This window comes from Streptomyces fractus (genome assembly GCF_049844455.1).
Taxonomy (GTDB): domain Bacteria; phylum Actinomycetota; class Actinomycetes; order Streptomycetales; family Streptomycetaceae; genus Streptomyces; species Streptomyces fractus.
This window is the reverse complement of sequence record NZ_JBMYHI010000002.1, coordinates 7,740,496-7,756,445: the sequence shown is the minus strand read 5'-3', so window position 1 is coordinate 7,756,445 and position 15,950 is coordinate 7,740,496. Positions and strand designations below refer to the sequence as shown.

The window sequence follows — 15,950 nt, the reverse complement described above, 5'->3', positions numbered from 1 at the left end:
CGGGGGCTCTATTCGCGCGGCTTCGCGGGCTCCGGCGTCGGTGTTTCCAGGACGCCGGGGCCGTGCGGCCCGATGCCGGCGGTGCCGACGGCCGTGAGGACCGCGAGCAGCGCGGCGAGCCCCGCGGTGCCGAGGGCCGCCGCCCAGTCGACGTCCAGCAGGTTGGTGGCGCCCGCGACCAGCACCGCGGCGAGCGCCTGCGCGAACGTCCGGATCGCGCGCTCGGCGGTGGCCTTCCAGAAACCGATGCTCCACATGACGTACTCCCCCGTTCACCGTGTCCGCTCCTGGCATACCGCCGCCGGGAGCGGCTGCCCAGCCCCGCGGCGACCGTCGCTTCGTTGCCTCGGGATACGATCTACGGAGCCATGCACACGAACCCCCCTCACACCAGCCTCGTCGCGGTCGGCGACTCCTTCACCGAAGGCATGTCGGACCTGCTGCCGGACGGTTCCTACCGAGGTTGGGCCGACCTCCTCGCCGCCCGGATGGCCGCGCGCACCCCGGACTTCCGGTACGCGAACCTCGCCGTACGCGGCAAGCTCATCGGCCAGATCGTCGACGAGCAGATCGATGTCGCCGCCGCGATGAAGGCCGACGTCGTGACCCTGGTCGGCGGCCTCAACGACACCCTTCGCCCCAAGTGCGACATGGTTCGCGTCCGCGATCTGCTCACGCGGGCCGTGGAGACGCTGGCCCCGTCCTGCGGGCAGCTCGTCCTGATGCGCAGCCCCGGCCGCAACGGCCCGGTGATGGAGCGCTTCCGGCCGCGCATGGAGGAGCTGTTCACCTGCATCGACGAGCTGGCGGCGAAGCACGGCGCCCTCGTCGTCGACCTGTACGGGGCGCCGGTCCTCGGCGACCAGCGCCTGTGGGACGTGGACCGGCTGCACCTCACCGCGGAGGGCCACCGCCGGGTCGCCGAGGCGGTCTGGCAGGGCCTCGGCTACGACGCGGAGTCCGACTGGCGCGCCGCGCTGCCGCCCGCGCTCCCGCCGAACTGGCTGACGCGCCGGGTCTCCGACGCCCGCTTCGCCAGGCAGCACCTCGTGCCGTGGATCGGCCGCCGCCTGACGGGAAGGTCGTCGGGCGACGGCCGGGCCCCGAAGCGGGCGGAGCTGGCCCCGTACGAGGAGCGCCCCGGCATCCGGCCGTGAGTTCCGTACGTTCCTACATTCGGACGACGGTTCGGAGCCTGTAGGGACGGCCGGTAAACTCCGTACACGTGACTGCGCCTGCAAAGCCCCGTATCCCGAATGTTCTCGCCGGCCGCTATGCCTCCGTCGAGCTCGCCACCCTCTGGTCCCCCGAGGAGAAGGTGAAGCTGGAGCGACAGCTCTGGCTCGCCGTGCTGAAGGCCCAGAAGGACCTCGGGATCGACGTCCCGGACGCCGCCATCGCCGACTACGAGCGCGTGCTCGACCAGGTCGACCTGGCCTCCATCGCCGAGCGCGAGAAGGTCACGCGGCACGACGTGAAGGCCCGTATCGAGGAGTTCAACGCGCTCGCCGGGCACGAGCAGGTCCACAAGGGCATGACGTCCCGCGACCTGACGGAGAACGTCGAGCAGTTGCAGGTGCGCCTCTCGCTCGAGCTGGTCCGCGACCGTGCCGTCGCCGTCCTCGCGCGCCTCGGCAAGCTGTCCGGCGAATACGGCGAGCTGGTCATGGCCGGCCGCTCGCACAACGTCGCCGCGCAGGCCACCACCCTCGGCAAGCGCTTCGCGACCGCCACCGACGAGCTGCTCGTCGCGTACGGCCGGGTCGAGGAGCTGCTGAACCGCTACCCGCTGCGCGGCATCAAGGGCCCCGTCGGCACGGCCCAGGACATGCTCGACCTGCTGGGCGGTGACGCCGACAAGCTGGCCGACCTGGAGCAGCGGATCGCCCAGCACCTGGGCTTCTCGCAGGCGTTCACCTCCGTCGGCCAGGTCTACCCGCGCTCGCTCGACTACGAGGTCGTGACCTCGCTGGTGCAGCTGGCCGCGGCCCCGTCCTCGCTCGCCAAGACGGTCCGTCTGATGGCCGGGCACGAGCTGGTCACCGAGGGCTTCAAGCCGGGCCAGGTCGGCTCCTCCGCGATGCCGCACAAGATGAACACCCGCTCCTGCGAGCGCGTCAACGGCCTCATGGTGATCCTGCGCGGCTACGCGTCGATGACCGGCGAGCTGGCGGGCGACCAGTGGAACGAGGGCGATGTCTCGTGCTCGGTGGTGCGTCGCGTGGCGCTGCCGGACGCGTTCTTCGCGCTCGACGGCCTGCTGGAGACGTTCCTGACCGTGCTCGACGAGTTCGGCGCGTTCCCGGCCGTCGTCGCCCGTGAGCTGGACCGCTACCTGCCGTTCCTCGCCACCACGAAGGTGCTCATGGCGTCGGTGCGCGCGGGCGTCGGCCGCGAGGAGGCCCACGAGGCCATCAAGGAGAACGCGGTGGCCTCGGCCCTCGCGATGCGCGAGCAGGGCGCCGAGCGCAACGAGCTGCTCGACAAGCTGGCCGCCGACTCCCGTATCCCGCTGGACCGTTCGCAGCTCGACGGGCTGATGGCGGACAAGCTGTCGTTCACGGGCGCCGCCGCCGGCCAGGTCGCGCAGATCGTGGCCCGCGTCGAGGAGATCGTGAAGCAGCACCCGGAGGCCGCCGGCTACACGCCGGGAGCGATCCTCTGACCCGGCTCACCCAAGCTGACCTTGAGGCCGCTCGCGACCGTCTCGTTCCGGACGTCGTCGCGAGCGGCCTTCGGGTTCTGTTCTGCGGGATCAACCCCGGCCTGATGACGGCCGCCACGGGCCACCACTTCGCCCGGCCCGGCAACCGTTTCTGGCCGGTGCTGCATCTGTCCGGCTTCACGCCCCGGCAGCTCAAGCCGTCCGAGCAGGGGGAACTCCTGTCGTACGGGCTCGGGATCACGAACGTCGTCGCGCGGGCCACGGCTCGGGCGGACGAGCTGAGCGCGGAGGAGTACCGGGAGGGCGGCCGCGTACTCGCCGAGAAGGTCGCCGAGCTGCGGCCGCGGTGGCTCGCCGTGGTGGGGGTGACCGCGTACCGCGCGGCTTTCGGTGAACCGAAGGCGCGGATCGGGCCGCAGGAGCGGACGATCGGCGGCGCGCGTGTGTGGGCGCTGCCCAACCCCAGTGGCCTGAACGCCCATTGGACGGCGGCGACGATGGCGGAGGAGTACGGGCGGCTGCGCGAGGCGGCCGCCGCGGAGTAGCCGGCCCCGACGTCCGCGCAGGGTGAGAGCTTCGTCAAGTCGCCGCCAATACGGCCGGTCGTCACACATGGTCACGTTTACGATCCCCTGCGTGATGACCATGATCGCCGCCGCGCACCGACGGCTGCTGATGTTGATGTTGCTCTGCTATCTGCTGGCCGGGGTGTTCCCTGCCCCGGGCGAGCGGCTGCGGGAGTCCGCGCTGCACGTGCCGATGGTGCTGCTTGCGGTGATGCTCTTCAACGCGGGGCTCGGGGTCCGCGTCGCCGATCTGCGCGTCGTCGCGGGGCGGCCCGTGCGTCTCGCGCTCGGCGTCGCCGCCAACGCCCTGCTGCCCCTGCTGGTGCTGCCGGTCGTCGCCCTCGGCCTGCGCACCTGGCCCGATCCGGCGGAGGCCGAGGGGCTCGTGGTCGGGCTGATGCTGGTCCTCGCGATGCCGATCGCCGGGGGCGCCGCCGCCTGGGGGCAGACCGCGGGCGGCAACGTCCCGCTTGTCGTCGCGATGGTCATGGGCTCCACGCTGCTGAGCCCGCTCACCGTCCCCTTCGGGATCCGGATGGCCGGGGAACTCGTCGGCCCCGGTGGCACCGGGGCGCTCGACGACACGACGAAGATCGACACCATCGCCCGGACAGGGGCCGGGGTGTTCGCGCTGGTCGCCGTGGTGCTGCCGTGCCTGGCCGGGATCGTCGTACGGATCGCGCTCGGGGAGGGGCGGGTGCGCGGGGTGCTGCCCTGGGTCAAGGCGGTCAACCTGGTGAACATCCTGCTGCTCTGCTACATCAACGCCGCCGGCGCGCTGGGGCAGGCGCTGTCCCGCCCGGATCCCGACCTGCTGATGCTGGCGCTCGCCCTGTCCGGGGCGGTGTGCTGCCTGACGTTCCGCTGCGGCCGGTGGCTGTCGCGCTGGACGCGGTGCGACCGGCCGGACACGGTGTCGCTCACCTTCGCGACCGGCATGAACAACAGCAGCGCGGCCGCCGTGCTCGCCACCGGCTGGTTCTCCCACCGCCCCGAGGTGCTGCTGCCGATCCTCTCCTACAGCCTGCTCCAGAAGATCGTGGCCGGGGCGGCGGGACGGGCACCCCGCTCCCGGGTGCGCGAGGCCGCCGCCTAGGCCCTGCCCAGGGCTCAGCTCACGGCTTGCGGGCCACGGCGCCGAACTGAGCGACCTGCGTGCCCTTCTCGTCGCGCCAGCGCGCGCACGAGACGAGGCCGGGCTCCACGAGGTCGAGGCCGTCGAGGAACGCGGCCACCTCGGCGCCGGTGCGGGCGGTGATCGGCGGCTTCGCGTTCTCGTTCCAGAACTTCATGGCTTCCTCGTTGCCCTCGCCGCCCAGTTCGAGGGTGGGGTGGGTGAGCACCACGTAGCTGCCGGAGGGGATCGCGTCGACGAGCTCGCGCACGATGGACGCGGCCTCCTCCGTGTCGAGCACGAAGTTCAGGATGCCCAGGAGCATGATCGCGACCGGCCGGTCGAAGTCGAGGGTCCCGGAGGCCGCCTCGATGATCGCCCGCGGGTCACGGGCGTCCGCGTCCACGTAGTTCGTCCGGCCCTCGGCGGAGCTGGTGAGCAGCGCGCGGGCGTGGGTGAGCACGATCGGGTCGTTGTCGACGTAGACCACGCGCGCGTCCGGCGCGATCCGCTGGGCGACCTCGTGCGTGTTGTCGACGGTCGGCAGTCCCGTGCCGATGTCGAGGAACTGGCGGATGCCTTCCTCACCGGCGAGGTAGCCGACGGCGCGGCCGAGGAACGCGCGGTCGGCGCGGGCGACCTCGCCGATGCTCGGGTACATGGACGTCACCATGTCGCCGACCTTCTCGTCGACCTCGTAGTGGTCCTTGCCGCCCAGCCAGTAGTTCCACACGCGCGCGTTGTGCGCGATGTGGCTGGAGATCCGTCCCTCCGGCCTGGACCCGTCGGCGTCACTCATGCGATCTCCCTCGTACGTTGCTGGGCGGGGCTCAAGATCCCATAGTGGCACGGGAGTTCGACGGTGTGCGCGACAGGCCCGCCGGTCTACGCGTCCCTGCGCCGCACCGCCCACCATCCGGCGAGCACCGCGGCCGCCGCCCACAGCGCGGTCACGGCGAGCCCGGCCCACGGCCCGAGGGAGCCCTCCGCGTGCCGGTGCAGCACCTGCTGGCCCGCGCGGTCGGGCAGGAAGTCGGCGGCCGAGCCCGCGACGTCGCCGACGACGAAGGACACGATCAGCAGGAACGGCACCAGGATGCTCAGCACGGCCACCGCGCTGCGCAGCACGGCCGTGAGTCCCGCCGCGAACAGCGCCATGAGCGCCAGGTACACCCCGCCGCCGACGCAGGCGCGCAGCGCCCCCGGGTCGCCGAGTCCGAGCGCGTACGGGCCCATGAACACCTGGCCCACGAGGAACGCGGCGAAGCTGGTGAGCAGTCCCACGACGAGCCCGCAGGCGCCGATGACGGCCGTCTTCGCGGCGTAGAAGAGGTTCCGGTCCGGCACGGCGGCGAGGGAGACGCGCAGCGCGTTGTTCAGGTACTCGGCGGAGACGGCCGTGGCGCCGAAGGCGAGCGCCGCGATCTGGCCGAAGTTGAGGGCGTAGAAGGCGCCGAAGAGCAGGTCCCCGCCGTCGTCGGCCTCGGCCTGGCCGATCGTGGCGAACGCGAGGGTGGTGACGGCGAGGGTGGCGACGAAGACGGCGAGCAGTGACCCGAAGCTGCCGCGCAGCGATCTGACCTTGATCCACTCCGAGTGCAGTACGGCGGTGGTCGACGTGGCGGACATACCGGCCATGTGTCAGGCCTCCTGAAGGGGTGTGGCGGCGAACTCGGTGTCGTGCGCGGTGAGGGCGAGGTAGGCCTGCTCCAACGAGGCCTGTTCGTCGGCGAGTTCGAGGACGGGTACGCCCTCGGCGGCGGCCAGCGCGCCCACGTCGGCGGCGGTGACGCCCTCCACGGCGCAGCGCCCGTCGTCGGCAAGCGTCACCGCGTGTCCGGCGCGCACGAGGGCCGCTCGCAGGCGCGCGGGGTCCGTGGAGCGCACGCGCACGCGGCGTGCGCTGTGCGCGGCGATGAAGTCCGGCATCGGGGTGTCGGCGAGGAGCCGCCCGCGGCCGAGGACGACGAGGTGGTCGGCGAAGGTCGCGGTCTCGTTCATGAGGTGGCTGGAGACCAGCACCGTGCGTCCCGCGCGCGCGAGGTCGCGCAGCAACTCCCGGATCCAGATGATGCCTTCGGGGTCGAGCCCGTTGGACGGCTCGTCGAGCAGCACCACTTCGGGGTCGCCGAGGAGCGCCGCCGCGATGCCGAGCCGCTGCCGCATGCCGAGCGAGAACGTCTTGACGCGCTTCTTCGCCACGGCGGCGATCCCGGCCTGCTCGAGCACATCGTCGACCCGCCGCGCGGGGATCCGGTTGCTGACGGCGAGCGCCCGCAGGTGTTCCCGGGCGGTGCGGGAGCCGTGCGCCGCCTGCGGGTCGAGCAGGGCGCCCACCACGCGCAGCGGTTCGCCGTACGCGGCGTAGGGGCGGCCTGCGATGAGCGCGGTTCCGGAGGTGGGGCGGTCGAGGCCGAGTGCGAGGCGCATGGTGGTGGACTTGCCGGCGCCGTTCGGGCCGAGGAAGCCGGTGACGCGGCCGGGCCCGACCCGGAAGGTCAGCCCGTCCACGGCGCGCGTCGTCCCGTACTCCTTGGTGAGGTCCTGGACGTCGATACTGGTCATGCCCTCAGAGTCGTCCGCACCTGGGGTCTCGGTCCTCCCCCGCCCGTGGAGTCCGCCTCCCCCGTGCGGGGGAGCCGTCGGCCGCGGGGCGGCTGGCACGATGACCGCATGCCCCGCTTTTCGCCCCGCCTCTTGAGGCCGCTCGCGCGAGCGGTCACGTACACCCGCTGGCTGCATCTGCTCTGCTCGTCGGTGATCGCCTTCGTGTTCGCGATGATCTACCCGGGGCTGTCCTCTCCCACCGTGGGCGACTGGGCGCTCGTCTACGTGACGCCCGTGCCGCTGCTCCTGGCGCTCGGCGCGGTTCCGGTGCTGCGGCGCTCGGAGGGGCTTCAGGCGCGGATGATGCTGTTCCCCGGGAAGCACGCGCGCGTGGCCGGGACCGGCGCGGAGCGCGAGATCTCGGTCGCGCCCTCGGCGTCGTGGCGGGACCGCGGCAGGACGTCGGTCTGGCTGGTGCTGCGGCTGTTCCTGGGGCTCTCGGTCGCCCTGCTCTCGGGCCACACGGCGTCGCTCTGCATCGAGTTGACGGGTGGCGCCGTGGGCGCGCGGGACGACTCGATCTCGCCGCTGCCGGTTCCGCGGACGCCCTGGTTGTGCGCGGCGGCGATCCCGTTCGTCCTGCTGTTCCTGGTGTACGTGGTGGCGGGCGCGGGCCGGCTGACGGCCCGCACGGCGCAGGTGCTCCTCGGCCCGTCCGGGGCTGAGCGTCTTGCCGCTCTGGAGGAGCGCACCGAGCAGTTGCTGGAGCGCAATCGCATCGCCCGGGAGCTGCACGACTCGATCGGCCACGCGCTGACGGTCGCCGTGGTGCAGGCGGGTGCGGCGCGGGCGGCGGGCGATCCGGCGTTCACGGACCGGGCCCTCGACGCCATCGAGGAGACGGGCCGGGCCGCGCTGGAGGACTTGGAGCGGGTGCTCCTGGTGCTGCGCGAGGCGGAGCGGCCGGTGGGCGGCCGGCCCAGCCTCCAGGAGGCGGACCGGCTGCTCGACTCGGCGCGGGCCTCGGGCGCGAAGGTGGAGGTGACGGTGTCCGGCCCGCTGGAGACGGTGCCGGGTCCGGTGTCCCGTGAGGGCTACCGGATCCTCCAGGAGGCGCTCACGAACGTGCTGCGGCACTGCGGAACCGTGCCGGTCACCGTGACCCTCCTGGTCGCGGAGAAGCAGCTGACCCTGGAGGTGCGCAACCCGCTGCCGCCTGGACGCGGGGCCGGGTCCTGTGCCACGTCCGGGTCCGGGGCCGCGTCCCGGCACGACCGTACGGGCAGTGGGCTGCGCGGGGTGCGCGAGCGTGCGGCGCTGCTCGGCGGGCACGCGCGGACGGGCCCGCTCGGCGACGAGTGGCAGGTCCACGTCCAACTGCCCGCCGCGTGAACCCTCGTGGCTCCGGACCGGGCCTAATCGACGGGTGCGCGCAGGGCCTGCGAGAGCGCGCCCAGGGTGACGTCGGTGATCGCCCGGAGCTGCTTCCGGCTCGCCCCGGCCCGGCTCATGACGGCCAGTGACTGGTTGACCGCCGCGATGTGAACGGCGAAGTCGTCGGCGTCGCCGTCGGTCATCCCCGCGGCGACCAAGGCGGTCCGCAGCCGGGCGCACTGGGCGGCCAGGGCGTCCTTCGCGCGCGTGGCGATGCCGGGGCTCAGCGCCGGAATCGCCAGCGCGGTCTGGGCGACCAGGCATCCATCGGGCACGTCGGGGTCGGCGATGCGGTCCAGGGTGACGTCGAAGAAGGCCCGCAGTGCCCGCAGCGGTTCGTCGGACGCGACGGAAAGGGCCCGGTCGTAGCTGTCTCCGTAGCGCTTGGCGTAGCGGTCCAGGCAGCGCGAGTACAGCGCGTCCTTGTCGCCGAGCGAGGAGTAGATGGAGCTGCGGTTCAGTCCGGTAGCCCTGGAGAGGTCGTCGAGAGACGTGTCGGCGTATCCGGCTCGCCAGAACTGGACCATCGCGGCGTCGAGCGCCACGTCCACGTCGAACTGCTTCTTCCCGGCCATCGCGCGCACGCACCTCGTTCCTGAGCCCGGACCGGGCCGTTGAGGCCCCCGCCCAGTATATCTTGAACTGAATGGTTCAAGATGCGTTAGCCTCCCCACATGACCGACACCGATATCGACATCGATACCGCAACCGCCGCGCCTCGCCCTTCCGGCCGGAACCCGCTACCCGAACTGCCCCTGCACGACCTCGCGGGCTTCACGCACCGCTGGGTCGACGCGGACGGCGTCCAGTTGCACGCCGTGGAAGGCGGCCGGCCGACGGACCCCACCGTCGTCCTGCTCGCCGGATTCCCGCAGACCTGGTGGGCCTGGCGCGAGGCGGCGTCGGCCCTCGCCGAGCGATTCCACGTGATCGCCGTCGACCTGCCGGGACAAGGCCACTCCGACCGTCCCCACGACGCCTACGACACGCACACCGTCGCTTCGCGCGTCCAGGCCGCGGTGACCGCGCTCGACGTGTCGACGTACTGGCTCGTCGCCCACGACATCGGCGCCTGGGTCGCCTTCTCCATGGCCCTGAAGTACGAGGAGCACCTGCACGGTGTCGCGCTGCTCGACGCCGGCATCCCCGGCATCAGCCTCCCCGACGCCATCCCGACGGATCCCGAACGGGCCTGGAAGACCTGGCACTTCGCGTTCCACCTGGTGCCCGACCTCCCCGAGACGCTGCTCGCCGGCCGCGAGCACGACTACATCGACTGGTTCCTGAGGGCCAAGACGCTGCACCCGGACACGTTCGACCGTACGGAGATCGACCACTACGCGGCCGCGGTCGCGGCGGAGGGCGGCCTGCGGGCTTCTCTCGCCTACTACCGCGACGCCGCGGAGTCGGCACGCAAGAACCATGAAGCCCTCGGACGACGCCACGTGAGCGTCCCGGTCCTGGGCATCTCCAGCTCCCACGGCTCCGTCCCCGACATGGCCGCCTCCCTCAGCCCGTGGGCGGACGACGTGACTGGTGTCGTCATCCAGGATTCCGGCCACTTCATCCCTGAGGAGCAGCCGGCCGCCGTCGTGGACGCGCTGACGGCGTTCATCGACCGCGGGTGAACGCGGCACTACTAGGTCCTGTCTTCAAACTCCCGTCGTCGCCCGCAGGGCGGCGTCGCGGCGTCTGGTGCGTGCGATCGCAAGGCGCCGGGAAGCCCTAGTAGCGGAGCTACTCGGGCTTTTCGGCAACGCCGCGAGCGTGCGTGCCAGGCGCCGCGACGCAGACGGGAGTTTGAAGACAGGGCCTAGGGTGGCGGCGTGCCGCTCACCGTGCTTCTCGTCGACGACGAACCCCTGGTCCGCGCCGGCCTGCGCGCCGTGCTCGAAGCGCAGCCGGACATCACGGTGGTGGGCGAGGCCGCGGACGGCGCGGCGGTCGTTCCCCTGGTCCGCGAGCTGCGGCCCGACGTGGTCGCCATGGACGTCCGGATGCCGCTGCTCGACGGGATCGAGGCCACGCGCGCGGTGCTGCGCGGCGCGGAACGGCCGCCGAAGATCCTCGTGATCACCACGTTCGAGAACGACGAGTACGTGTACGGGGCGCTGCGCGCGGGCGCCGACGGCTTTCTGTTGAAGCGGGCGCGCCCCGAGGAGATCGTGCACGCGGTGCGTCTCGTCGCGGCGGGCGAGTCGCTCCTGTTCCCCGCGGCGGTCCGCAAGTTGGCCGCGGAGTACGGGAGTTCGGCGGCCCGCGAAGCACTGGAGCGCGCGGCGCTGACCGAACGCGAGGAGCAGGTGCTGCGGCTCATGGCGCGCGGCCTGTCGAACGCGGAGATCGCCGGGGACCTGGTCGTCGGCACCGAGACGGTCAAGTCGCACGTCAGCGCGGTGCTGACGAAGCTGGGCGCGCGGGACCGGACGCAGGCCGTGATCGCGGCGTACGAATCGGGGTTCGTGGCGCCGAGTTGACGCCCGACCTGCGCCGTTCCGGGTGCGCGCGGCTGAGCAACGTACGTCACAGAGGTGCACCCGGCTCTCGCCGGTGTCGTGGGCTGCGGGTACCATCCGGCGAACACGCGCGACTGCGGGGAGGACCACGGTGGGGCGGCTGACCGGCGGGGACCCCTCTCTGCTCAGGCGGATCAATTCCGCGGTGGTGCTGCACGCGCTGCGCTCCACCGATTTCGCGACGCTCACCGAGGTCACCCGCGTCACCGGCCTGTCGCGGCCCACCGTGGAGGGCGTCGTCGAGGGGCTCATCGTGGCCGGGCTCGTCGTGGAGACCACGGTCGAGGAGCCGGGCGCGCGGCGGCAGGGGCGGCCCGCACGCAAGTTCCGCTTCCGGGCCGAGGCCGGGCATCTGCTCGGCCTGGAGATCGGCGCGCACCGGGTGACCGCGGTGCTCTCCGCGCTCGACGGCAGGGTGCTGGATTCGGCGTCCAAGGAGGTCGACGAGGCCGCGCCGGCGGACGAGCGACTCGAGAAGCTGCGCGGCACCGTCGCCGATCTGCTGCGCCGTGCCGGTGTGGCCCGTGGTTCATTGCGGGCGGTCGGTGTCGGCAGCCCCGGGATCGTGCAGGCGGACGGGACGGTGCGGCTCGGCACCGCACTGCCGGGCTGGACCGGGCTTCCGCTCGGCGAGCGGCTGCGGCGCTCCTTCAAGTGCCCGGTCCTCGTGGAGAACGACGCGAACGCCGCGGCCGTCGCCGAGCACTGGCAGGGCGCCGGGGCGGACACCGACGACATGGTCTTCGTCCTCGCGGGGCTGAGCCCCGGGGCCGGCGCCCTGATCGGCGGCCGCCTGCACCGTGGCTACGGTGGCGCCGCCGGGGAGATCGGCGCGCTGCACCTGCTGGGCCGCGAGGTGCGGCCCGAGGCGCTGCTGTCCACCACGGACGAGCCGCTGCACCCGCTGGACGAGGTCGCCGTGGCGCATGTGTTCACGCTCGCGCGCGAGGGCGACGACCGGGCGTCCGCCGCGGTCGAGCGGTTCCTTCAGCGGCTCGTGCACGACGTCGCGGCGCTGGTGCTCGCGCTCGATCCGGAACTGGTCGTCGTGGGCGGCTGGGCCGCGGGGCTCGACGGCGTACTGGAACCGCTGCGGCGGGAGCTCGAGCGTTACTGTCTGCGGCCCCCGCGCGTGGCGTTGTCGACGCTGGGCGAGGCGGCCGTGGCCACGGGGGCGTTGCGGCTCGCGCTGGACCACGTGGAAGAGGAACTCTTCGCCACGGAGAGCACGGTGACCGCCCGCCGGTAGGCACCGGCGGGCCGTTACGAAGCCCGTGTCCGCGGAGTGTGGTGGATCTCCACGCCCGCCGTGTCACCGAAGGTGAGCCGGCACGTGTCCGCGCGGTAGGTCGCCACCGAGACGGCGGCGGTCGTGCCTCGGCTGAAGTAGCGGGTCGTGACGACGAGGACGGGAGCGCCCGGCAGTCGGTCGAGCTCCTTCGCGTCGTCGGCGCGCGCCGAGCCCAGCTCGACCGCGCGGTCCTCCCCGTCGAGTCCGAGGCGCTGAAGCTCCCGCACGACCGCACGCGCGCGTGCCGCACCGGACACCGCGTCGACGGCCGTCAGGTCGGGGTCCTGGCCGACGGGGACGTACAGCAACTCGGCCGCGACCGGCTGGCCGTGCGAGACCCGGGTACGGCGCAGGACGTGCACCTCGGTGTCCGGACCCGTCTCCAGGGCCGCGGCCACAGCGCTCGGCGGAACCTCGACCGCGGAGTCGACGGCCTGCCACGCGTCGGCGCTGCCGCCGGGCCAGTCCCGGTCGTTCGACGCGACTGCGACGCCCATGCGCGGCGGCGCCACCGTGGTGCCGACGCCGCGGCGGCGCTGGAGCCGGCCTTCCAGCTCCAGCTGCTCCAGTGCCTGGCGGAGCGTGGCGCGGGCGACGCCGAAGCGGGCCGCGAGGTCACGCTCGTTCGGCAGGATCTCGCCCACGGCGAACTCGGAGTCGAGCGCGTCGGTGAGCACGGTCTTCAGGTGCCAGTACTTCGGCTCCGGAGCCGCTTCCAACTGCGTGGTCCCCACCCTGTCCTCCGCAACAGCCGCGCCCTGGCAGCTTTTTAGCGCCCTTGTTTATTAAAGGTTCCTGCCTTATCTCTGCCGAGAGTAGGACCGTTCTCGGAACTTGGTCAATACCAATCCTCGTCCGGTTCTCACGTGGCGGAACGCGGCGGCGCGTGACGGAACGCGGAAGGCCCGCCCCCGCATGTGTGACGGGAGCGGGCCAGAGTCGGAGGCCGGGAGCGGTGCCTACCCGAGCGAGCCGAGCTTGTCCGGGTTGCGCACGATATAGATCTGCTGGATCCGGCCCTCGCGCAGGCCGAGTTGGATGACGGAGTCCGGCTTTCCGTTCCCTGTGACGAGCACGCCGAGGGTGCCGTTGAACTCCACGACGCGAAGCTCGAAGCCGTCGGACATCCCCTGCCGCGCGGCGCCCTGCACGAACCGGCCCACCTTGTCGGCGGTCTCGATGACCCGCAGCGGCGCCCTGGCCTTGCCGCCGCTGTCGCCCACGAGCCGGGCGTCCGGGGCGAGCATGGCCATCAGCCCGTCGAGGTCACCCTCGGACGCGGCGGCCAGGAAGCGTTCGGTGAGGTCGCGCTGCTGAACGGGGTCGACGTCGAAGCGGGGCCTGCGCTCGTCCACGTGCTTACGCGCGCGTGCCGCCAGTTGTCGCACGGCGGCCTCGCCGCGCTCCAGCGTGCCGGCGATCTCCGCGTAGGACAGGCCGAAGGCCTCCCGCAGCACGAACACCGCGCGCTCCAGCGGGGAGAGGGACTCGAGGACGACGAGCACGGCGAGCGACACGGAGTCGGCGAGCACGGCCCGCTCCGCGGTGTCGGGCACCGTGGGCCCGAAGTCGGTGACGAGCGGCTCGGGCAGCCACGGCCCCACGTAGGACTCGCGGCGCGCCTGGACCTGCCGCAGCCGGTCGATGGCGAGCCTCGCGGTGACGCGCACCAAGTAAGCGCGCGGTTCGCGGACGTCGGCCCGGTCCGCGCGGGACCAGCGCAGCCAGGCGTCCTGCACGACGTCCTCGGCGTCGGCGACCCGGCCCAGCATGCGGTAGGCCACGCCCATCAGGACGGGGCGGTGCTCTTCGAAGTCATCGATCTCTGTGTCTGCATCGGTGGCCACCCACCCATCCCATAGGACACATCGGGCGCTGTCCAGCGGGCGCACGACTACTTCGACTACGCCTCTTGAACTGCGCGCTACTGAGCGGTAATTGTTGCTGACAAGGAGTCTAAGGAGACCGTCGCGATGTGGCGGGGAACAAGGAGCGAGCGACATGGCGACAGAGGCGTCCTTCAGCATCGAGAGCGCCGGAGGGCCTCGCACCGTACGCCTCGCGTACGAGCGCGCGGGCACCGGTGAGCCGCTGCTTCTGCTGCACGGGATCGGGCACCACTGGGAGGCCTGGCAGCCGGTGCTGCCGATCCTCGCGGCGGAGCGGGACGTGATCGCGGTGGATCTGCCGGGGTTCGGGAAGTCGCCCGCGCTGCCGGACGGGCTCACGCACGACGTGGCCGGCGTGGTCCCGGTCCTCGACGCGTTCTGCCGTCATCTCGGGGTCGAGCGGCCGCATGTGGCGGGGAACTCGCTGGGCGGGCTGCTCGCCCTCGGCCTCGGCCGGGAGAAGCTCGTGCGGTCCGTCACGGCGCTCTCCCCCGCCGGGTTCTGGACCGAGGCCGAGCGGCGCTACGCCTTCGGGACGCTGCTCGCGATGCGGGCGGGCGCGCGGGCCATGCCGCTGCCGGTGATCGAGCGGCTCTCCCGCTCCGCGGCGGGGCGGGCGGCGCTCACGAGCACCATCTACGCGCGGCCCGGCCGCCGTTCACCCGAGGCGGTCGTCGCGGAGACGCTCGCCCTGCGGGAGGCGACCGCGTTCCGGGAGACGCTGGAGGCCGGCCGTTCGGTGCTGTTCCAGGACGACATCCAGGAGTTGCCGGTCACCATCGCGTGGGGCGCGAGGGACCGCCTCCTCGTGCGCCGCCAGGGCGTCCGTGCCAAGCACGTCATCCCGCAGGCCCGCCTGGTCAAGCTCCCCGGCTGCGGGCACGTCCCGATGAACGACGACCCGGCGCTCGTCGCGCGCGTGATCCTCGACGGCACCCGCTGACGTACGGAACACATGGCCGAACACCCCTGAGCCCAGGGCGACGCCGGTGGCGACGAGGACGCTGCCCGCGCCCTGGGCGATGCCGAACGTCCCGGAGCCCACCAGGGGCGCGGTGCAGGCCGCCGCGACGGGGATGAGCCCGGAGAACAGCGTGGCCCGCTCGGCGCCGATCCGCTGCATGCCCATGTACCAGCACACGAAGCCGACGACCGTCACGACCACGGCCTGCCACACCAGGGCCGCGAACTCGGCGCCGTCCGGCATCCGCAGCCAGGAGCCGCCGTTAACGACGATCCCGGCGACGGCCGCCTCCAGTGCGGCGATTCCGCACACCGTGCAGGACAGCAGCCGGGGGCCGAGCGGGCGCAGCACCGGCACGGCCAGCACCGCGAAGCCGACCTCGCCCAGGAGGGCGCACGCGGAGAAGGCGATCCCGGCGACGTCCGTGTGCCCCCACCCCTGGACCGTGAAGGCCCCGGCCGCCACGAGCAACGCCCCGTACAGCACGGCCCGTCCGGGCCGCGCCCCGCTCAACAGGGGCACCAGTACGGCGACCACCACGGGCGCGCATCCCACGAAGACGCCGGGGACCGCCGGTTCGGCGGTGCGTTCCGCGGCGAGGACCGCGAGGTTGAAGCCGACCATGCCGACGGCGGCGAGCAGGGCGAGCCGGGCCCACTGGCGCGGCGCGAGCCGCCTCAGCGGGCGCAGGCCGCCCCGCCCGAGCAGCGGCAGGAGCAGCAGGCACGCGACGGCGTAGCGGAGGAACTGGCCGCCTGCGTACGGGTAGTGGCCCAGGACGCTGTTGGCGGTGAACGAGCCGCCCACGAGGACGCAGGCGAGCGTGGCGAGCAGGGAGCCTCGAAGCGAAGTGGCTTTCATGGAGGCGACGTTAAGGAGCACGGCTGGTCCGCCACGAGGTCCATTCGCTCGGCCCTATCGGGGACCAATCACGGACAGCCGGGCGACCACCGTAGGGTCCCGG

At 72.6% G+C, this 15,950-nt stretch carries 16 protein-coding genes and 1 pseudogene; 9 read left to right on the top strand and 8 right to left on the bottom strand.

Features of this window, described 5'->3' with window-relative positions; translation table 11 throughout:
• Positions 1-8: 8 nt before the first annotated feature.
• The gene (locus ACP4E5_RS37150; RefSeq protein ID WP_425836679.1) at positions 9-257 is read right to left on the bottom strand and encodes a holin; all 249 of its coding nucleotides are present in this window, start codon (positions 255-257) and stop codon (positions 9-11) included.
• Between the two features lie 111 nt (positions 258-368).
• On the opposite strand from ACP4E5_RS37150, the gene ACP4E5_RS37145 reads away from it, so the two are divergent.
• The 4 genes from ACP4E5_RS37145 (at position 369) to ACP4E5_RS37130 (ending at position 4,327) form a co-directional block, all read left to right on the top strand.
• On the top strand, positions 369-1,157 hold the full coding sequence (locus ACP4E5_RS37145) for an SGNH/GDSL hydrolase family protein (RefSeq protein ID WP_425836677.1): 789 nt from the start codon (positions 369-371) through the stop codon (positions 1,155-1,157).
• Positions 1,158-1,225: 68 nt separating this feature from the next.
• Positions 1,226-2,665 (top strand): adenylosuccinate lyase, encoded by a 1,440-nt coding sequence (purB, locus tag ACP4E5_RS37140; protein ID WP_425836674.1) that lies wholly within the window; start codon positions 1,226-1,228, stop codon positions 2,663-2,665.
• Positions 2,662-3,210 carry a G/U mismatch-specific DNA glycosylase gene (gene mug / locus ACP4E5_RS37135; protein ID WP_425841954.1) on the top strand — a complete coding sequence of 183 codons (549 nt, stop codon included), beginning with the start codon at positions 2,662-2,664 and terminating at the stop codon, positions 3,208-3,210. The genes purB and mug overlap by 4 nt, the downstream gene beginning before the upstream one ends.
• A gap of 94 nt (positions 3,211-3,304) precedes the next feature.
• Positions 3,305-4,327 carry a bile acid:sodium symporter family protein gene (locus ACP4E5_RS37130; RefSeq protein WP_425841951.1) on the top strand — a complete coding sequence of 341 codons (1,023 nt, stop codon included), beginning with the start codon at positions 3,305-3,307 and terminating at the stop codon, positions 4,325-4,327.
• A gap of 19 nt (positions 4,328-4,346) precedes the next feature.
• On the opposite strand, the gene ACP4E5_RS37125 is transcribed toward ACP4E5_RS37130, so the two are convergent.
• From ACP4E5_RS37125 to ACP4E5_RS37115, 3 genes are all read right to left on the bottom strand, one after another.
• Positions 4,347-5,144 carry an SAM-dependent methyltransferase gene (locus ACP4E5_RS37125; protein ID WP_425836672.1) on the bottom strand — a complete coding sequence of 266 codons (798 nt, stop codon included), beginning with the start codon at positions 5,142-5,144 and terminating at the stop codon, positions 4,347-4,349.
• Positions 5,145-5,230: 86 nt separating this feature from the next.
• Complete coding sequence (locus ACP4E5_RS37120) at positions 5,231-5,974, bottom strand: ABC transporter permease (RefSeq protein ID WP_425841948.1); 744 nt, start codon at positions 5,972-5,974, stop codon at positions 5,231-5,233.
• Positions 5,975-5,986: 12 nt separating this feature from the next.
• Positions 5,987-6,910 carry an ABC transporter ATP-binding protein gene (locus ACP4E5_RS37115; RefSeq protein ID WP_425836669.1) on the bottom strand — a complete coding sequence of 308 codons (924 nt, stop codon included), beginning with the start codon at positions 6,908-6,910 and terminating at the stop codon, positions 5,987-5,989.
• A 108-nt stretch (positions 6,911-7,018) separates the two neighbouring features.
• Between ACP4E5_RS37115 and ACP4E5_RS37110 the strand changes: the two genes are divergently transcribed.
• Positions 7,019-8,284, top strand: coding sequence for a sensor histidine kinase (locus ACP4E5_RS37110; protein WP_425836666.1), 1,266 nt, complete (start codon positions 7,019-7,021; stop codon positions 8,282-8,284).
• Between the two features lie 23 nt (positions 8,285-8,307).
• Here ACP4E5_RS37110 and ACP4E5_RS37105 read toward each other — a convergent pair whose 3' ends face one another.
• Positions 8,308-8,901 (bottom strand): TetR/AcrR family transcriptional regulator, encoded by a 594-nt coding sequence (locus ACP4E5_RS37105; RefSeq protein WP_425836664.1) that lies wholly within the window; start codon positions 8,899-8,901, stop codon positions 8,308-8,310.
• A gap of 99 nt (positions 8,902-9,000) precedes the next feature.
• Here ACP4E5_RS37105 and ACP4E5_RS37100 point away from each other — a divergent pair, with 99 nt between their 5' ends.
• From ACP4E5_RS37100 to ACP4E5_RS37090, 3 genes are all read left to right on the top strand, one after another.
• The gene (locus tag ACP4E5_RS37100; RefSeq protein ID WP_425836661.1) at positions 9,001-9,954 is read left to right on the top strand and encodes an alpha/beta fold hydrolase; all 954 of its coding nucleotides are present in this window, start codon (positions 9,001-9,003) and stop codon (positions 9,952-9,954) included.
• A gap of 198 nt (positions 9,955-10,152) precedes the next feature.
• Positions 10,153-10,803: a response regulator gene (locus tag ACP4E5_RS37095; protein WP_425836658.1), complete on the top strand. Its 651-nt coding sequence runs from the start codon at positions 10,153-10,155 to the stop codon at positions 10,801-10,803.
• 130 nt (positions 10,804-10,933) lie between these two features.
• Positions 10,934-12,091, top strand: a complete 1,158-nt coding sequence (locus ACP4E5_RS37090) for an ROK family protein (protein ID WP_425836656.1) — start codon at positions 10,934-10,936, stop codon at positions 12,089-12,091.
• A gap of 14 nt (positions 12,092-12,105) precedes the next feature.
• On the opposite strand, the gene ACP4E5_RS37085 is transcribed toward ACP4E5_RS37090, so the two are convergent.
• Together ACP4E5_RS37085 and sigJ are read right to left on the bottom strand one after the other, a co-directional pair.
• Positions 12,106-12,867, bottom strand: a complete 762-nt coding sequence (locus ACP4E5_RS37085; protein WP_425836654.1) for a GntR family transcriptional regulator — start codon at positions 12,865-12,867, stop codon at positions 12,106-12,108.
• Between the two features lie 225 nt (positions 12,868-13,092).
• Positions 13,093-13,980, bottom strand: a complete 888-nt coding sequence (gene sigJ / locus ACP4E5_RS37080; protein ID WP_425836652.1) for an RNA polymerase sigma factor SigJ — start codon at positions 13,978-13,980, stop codon at positions 13,093-13,095.
• Between the two features lie 154 nt (positions 13,981-14,134).
• On the opposite strand from sigJ, the gene ACP4E5_RS37075 reads away from it, so the two are divergent.
• Positions 14,135-14,965: an alpha/beta fold hydrolase gene (locus tag ACP4E5_RS37075; RefSeq protein WP_425836649.1), complete on the top strand. Its 831-nt coding sequence runs from the start codon at positions 14,135-14,137 to the stop codon at positions 14,963-14,965.
• Positions 14,966-15,010: 45 nt separating this feature from the next.
• Here ACP4E5_RS37075 and ACP4E5_RS37070 read toward each other — a convergent pair.
• A pseudogene (locus ACP4E5_RS37070) lies at positions 15,011-15,847 on the bottom strand (EamA family transporter); the annotation flags it as partial.
• Positions 15,848-15,950 lie beyond the last annotated feature (103 nt).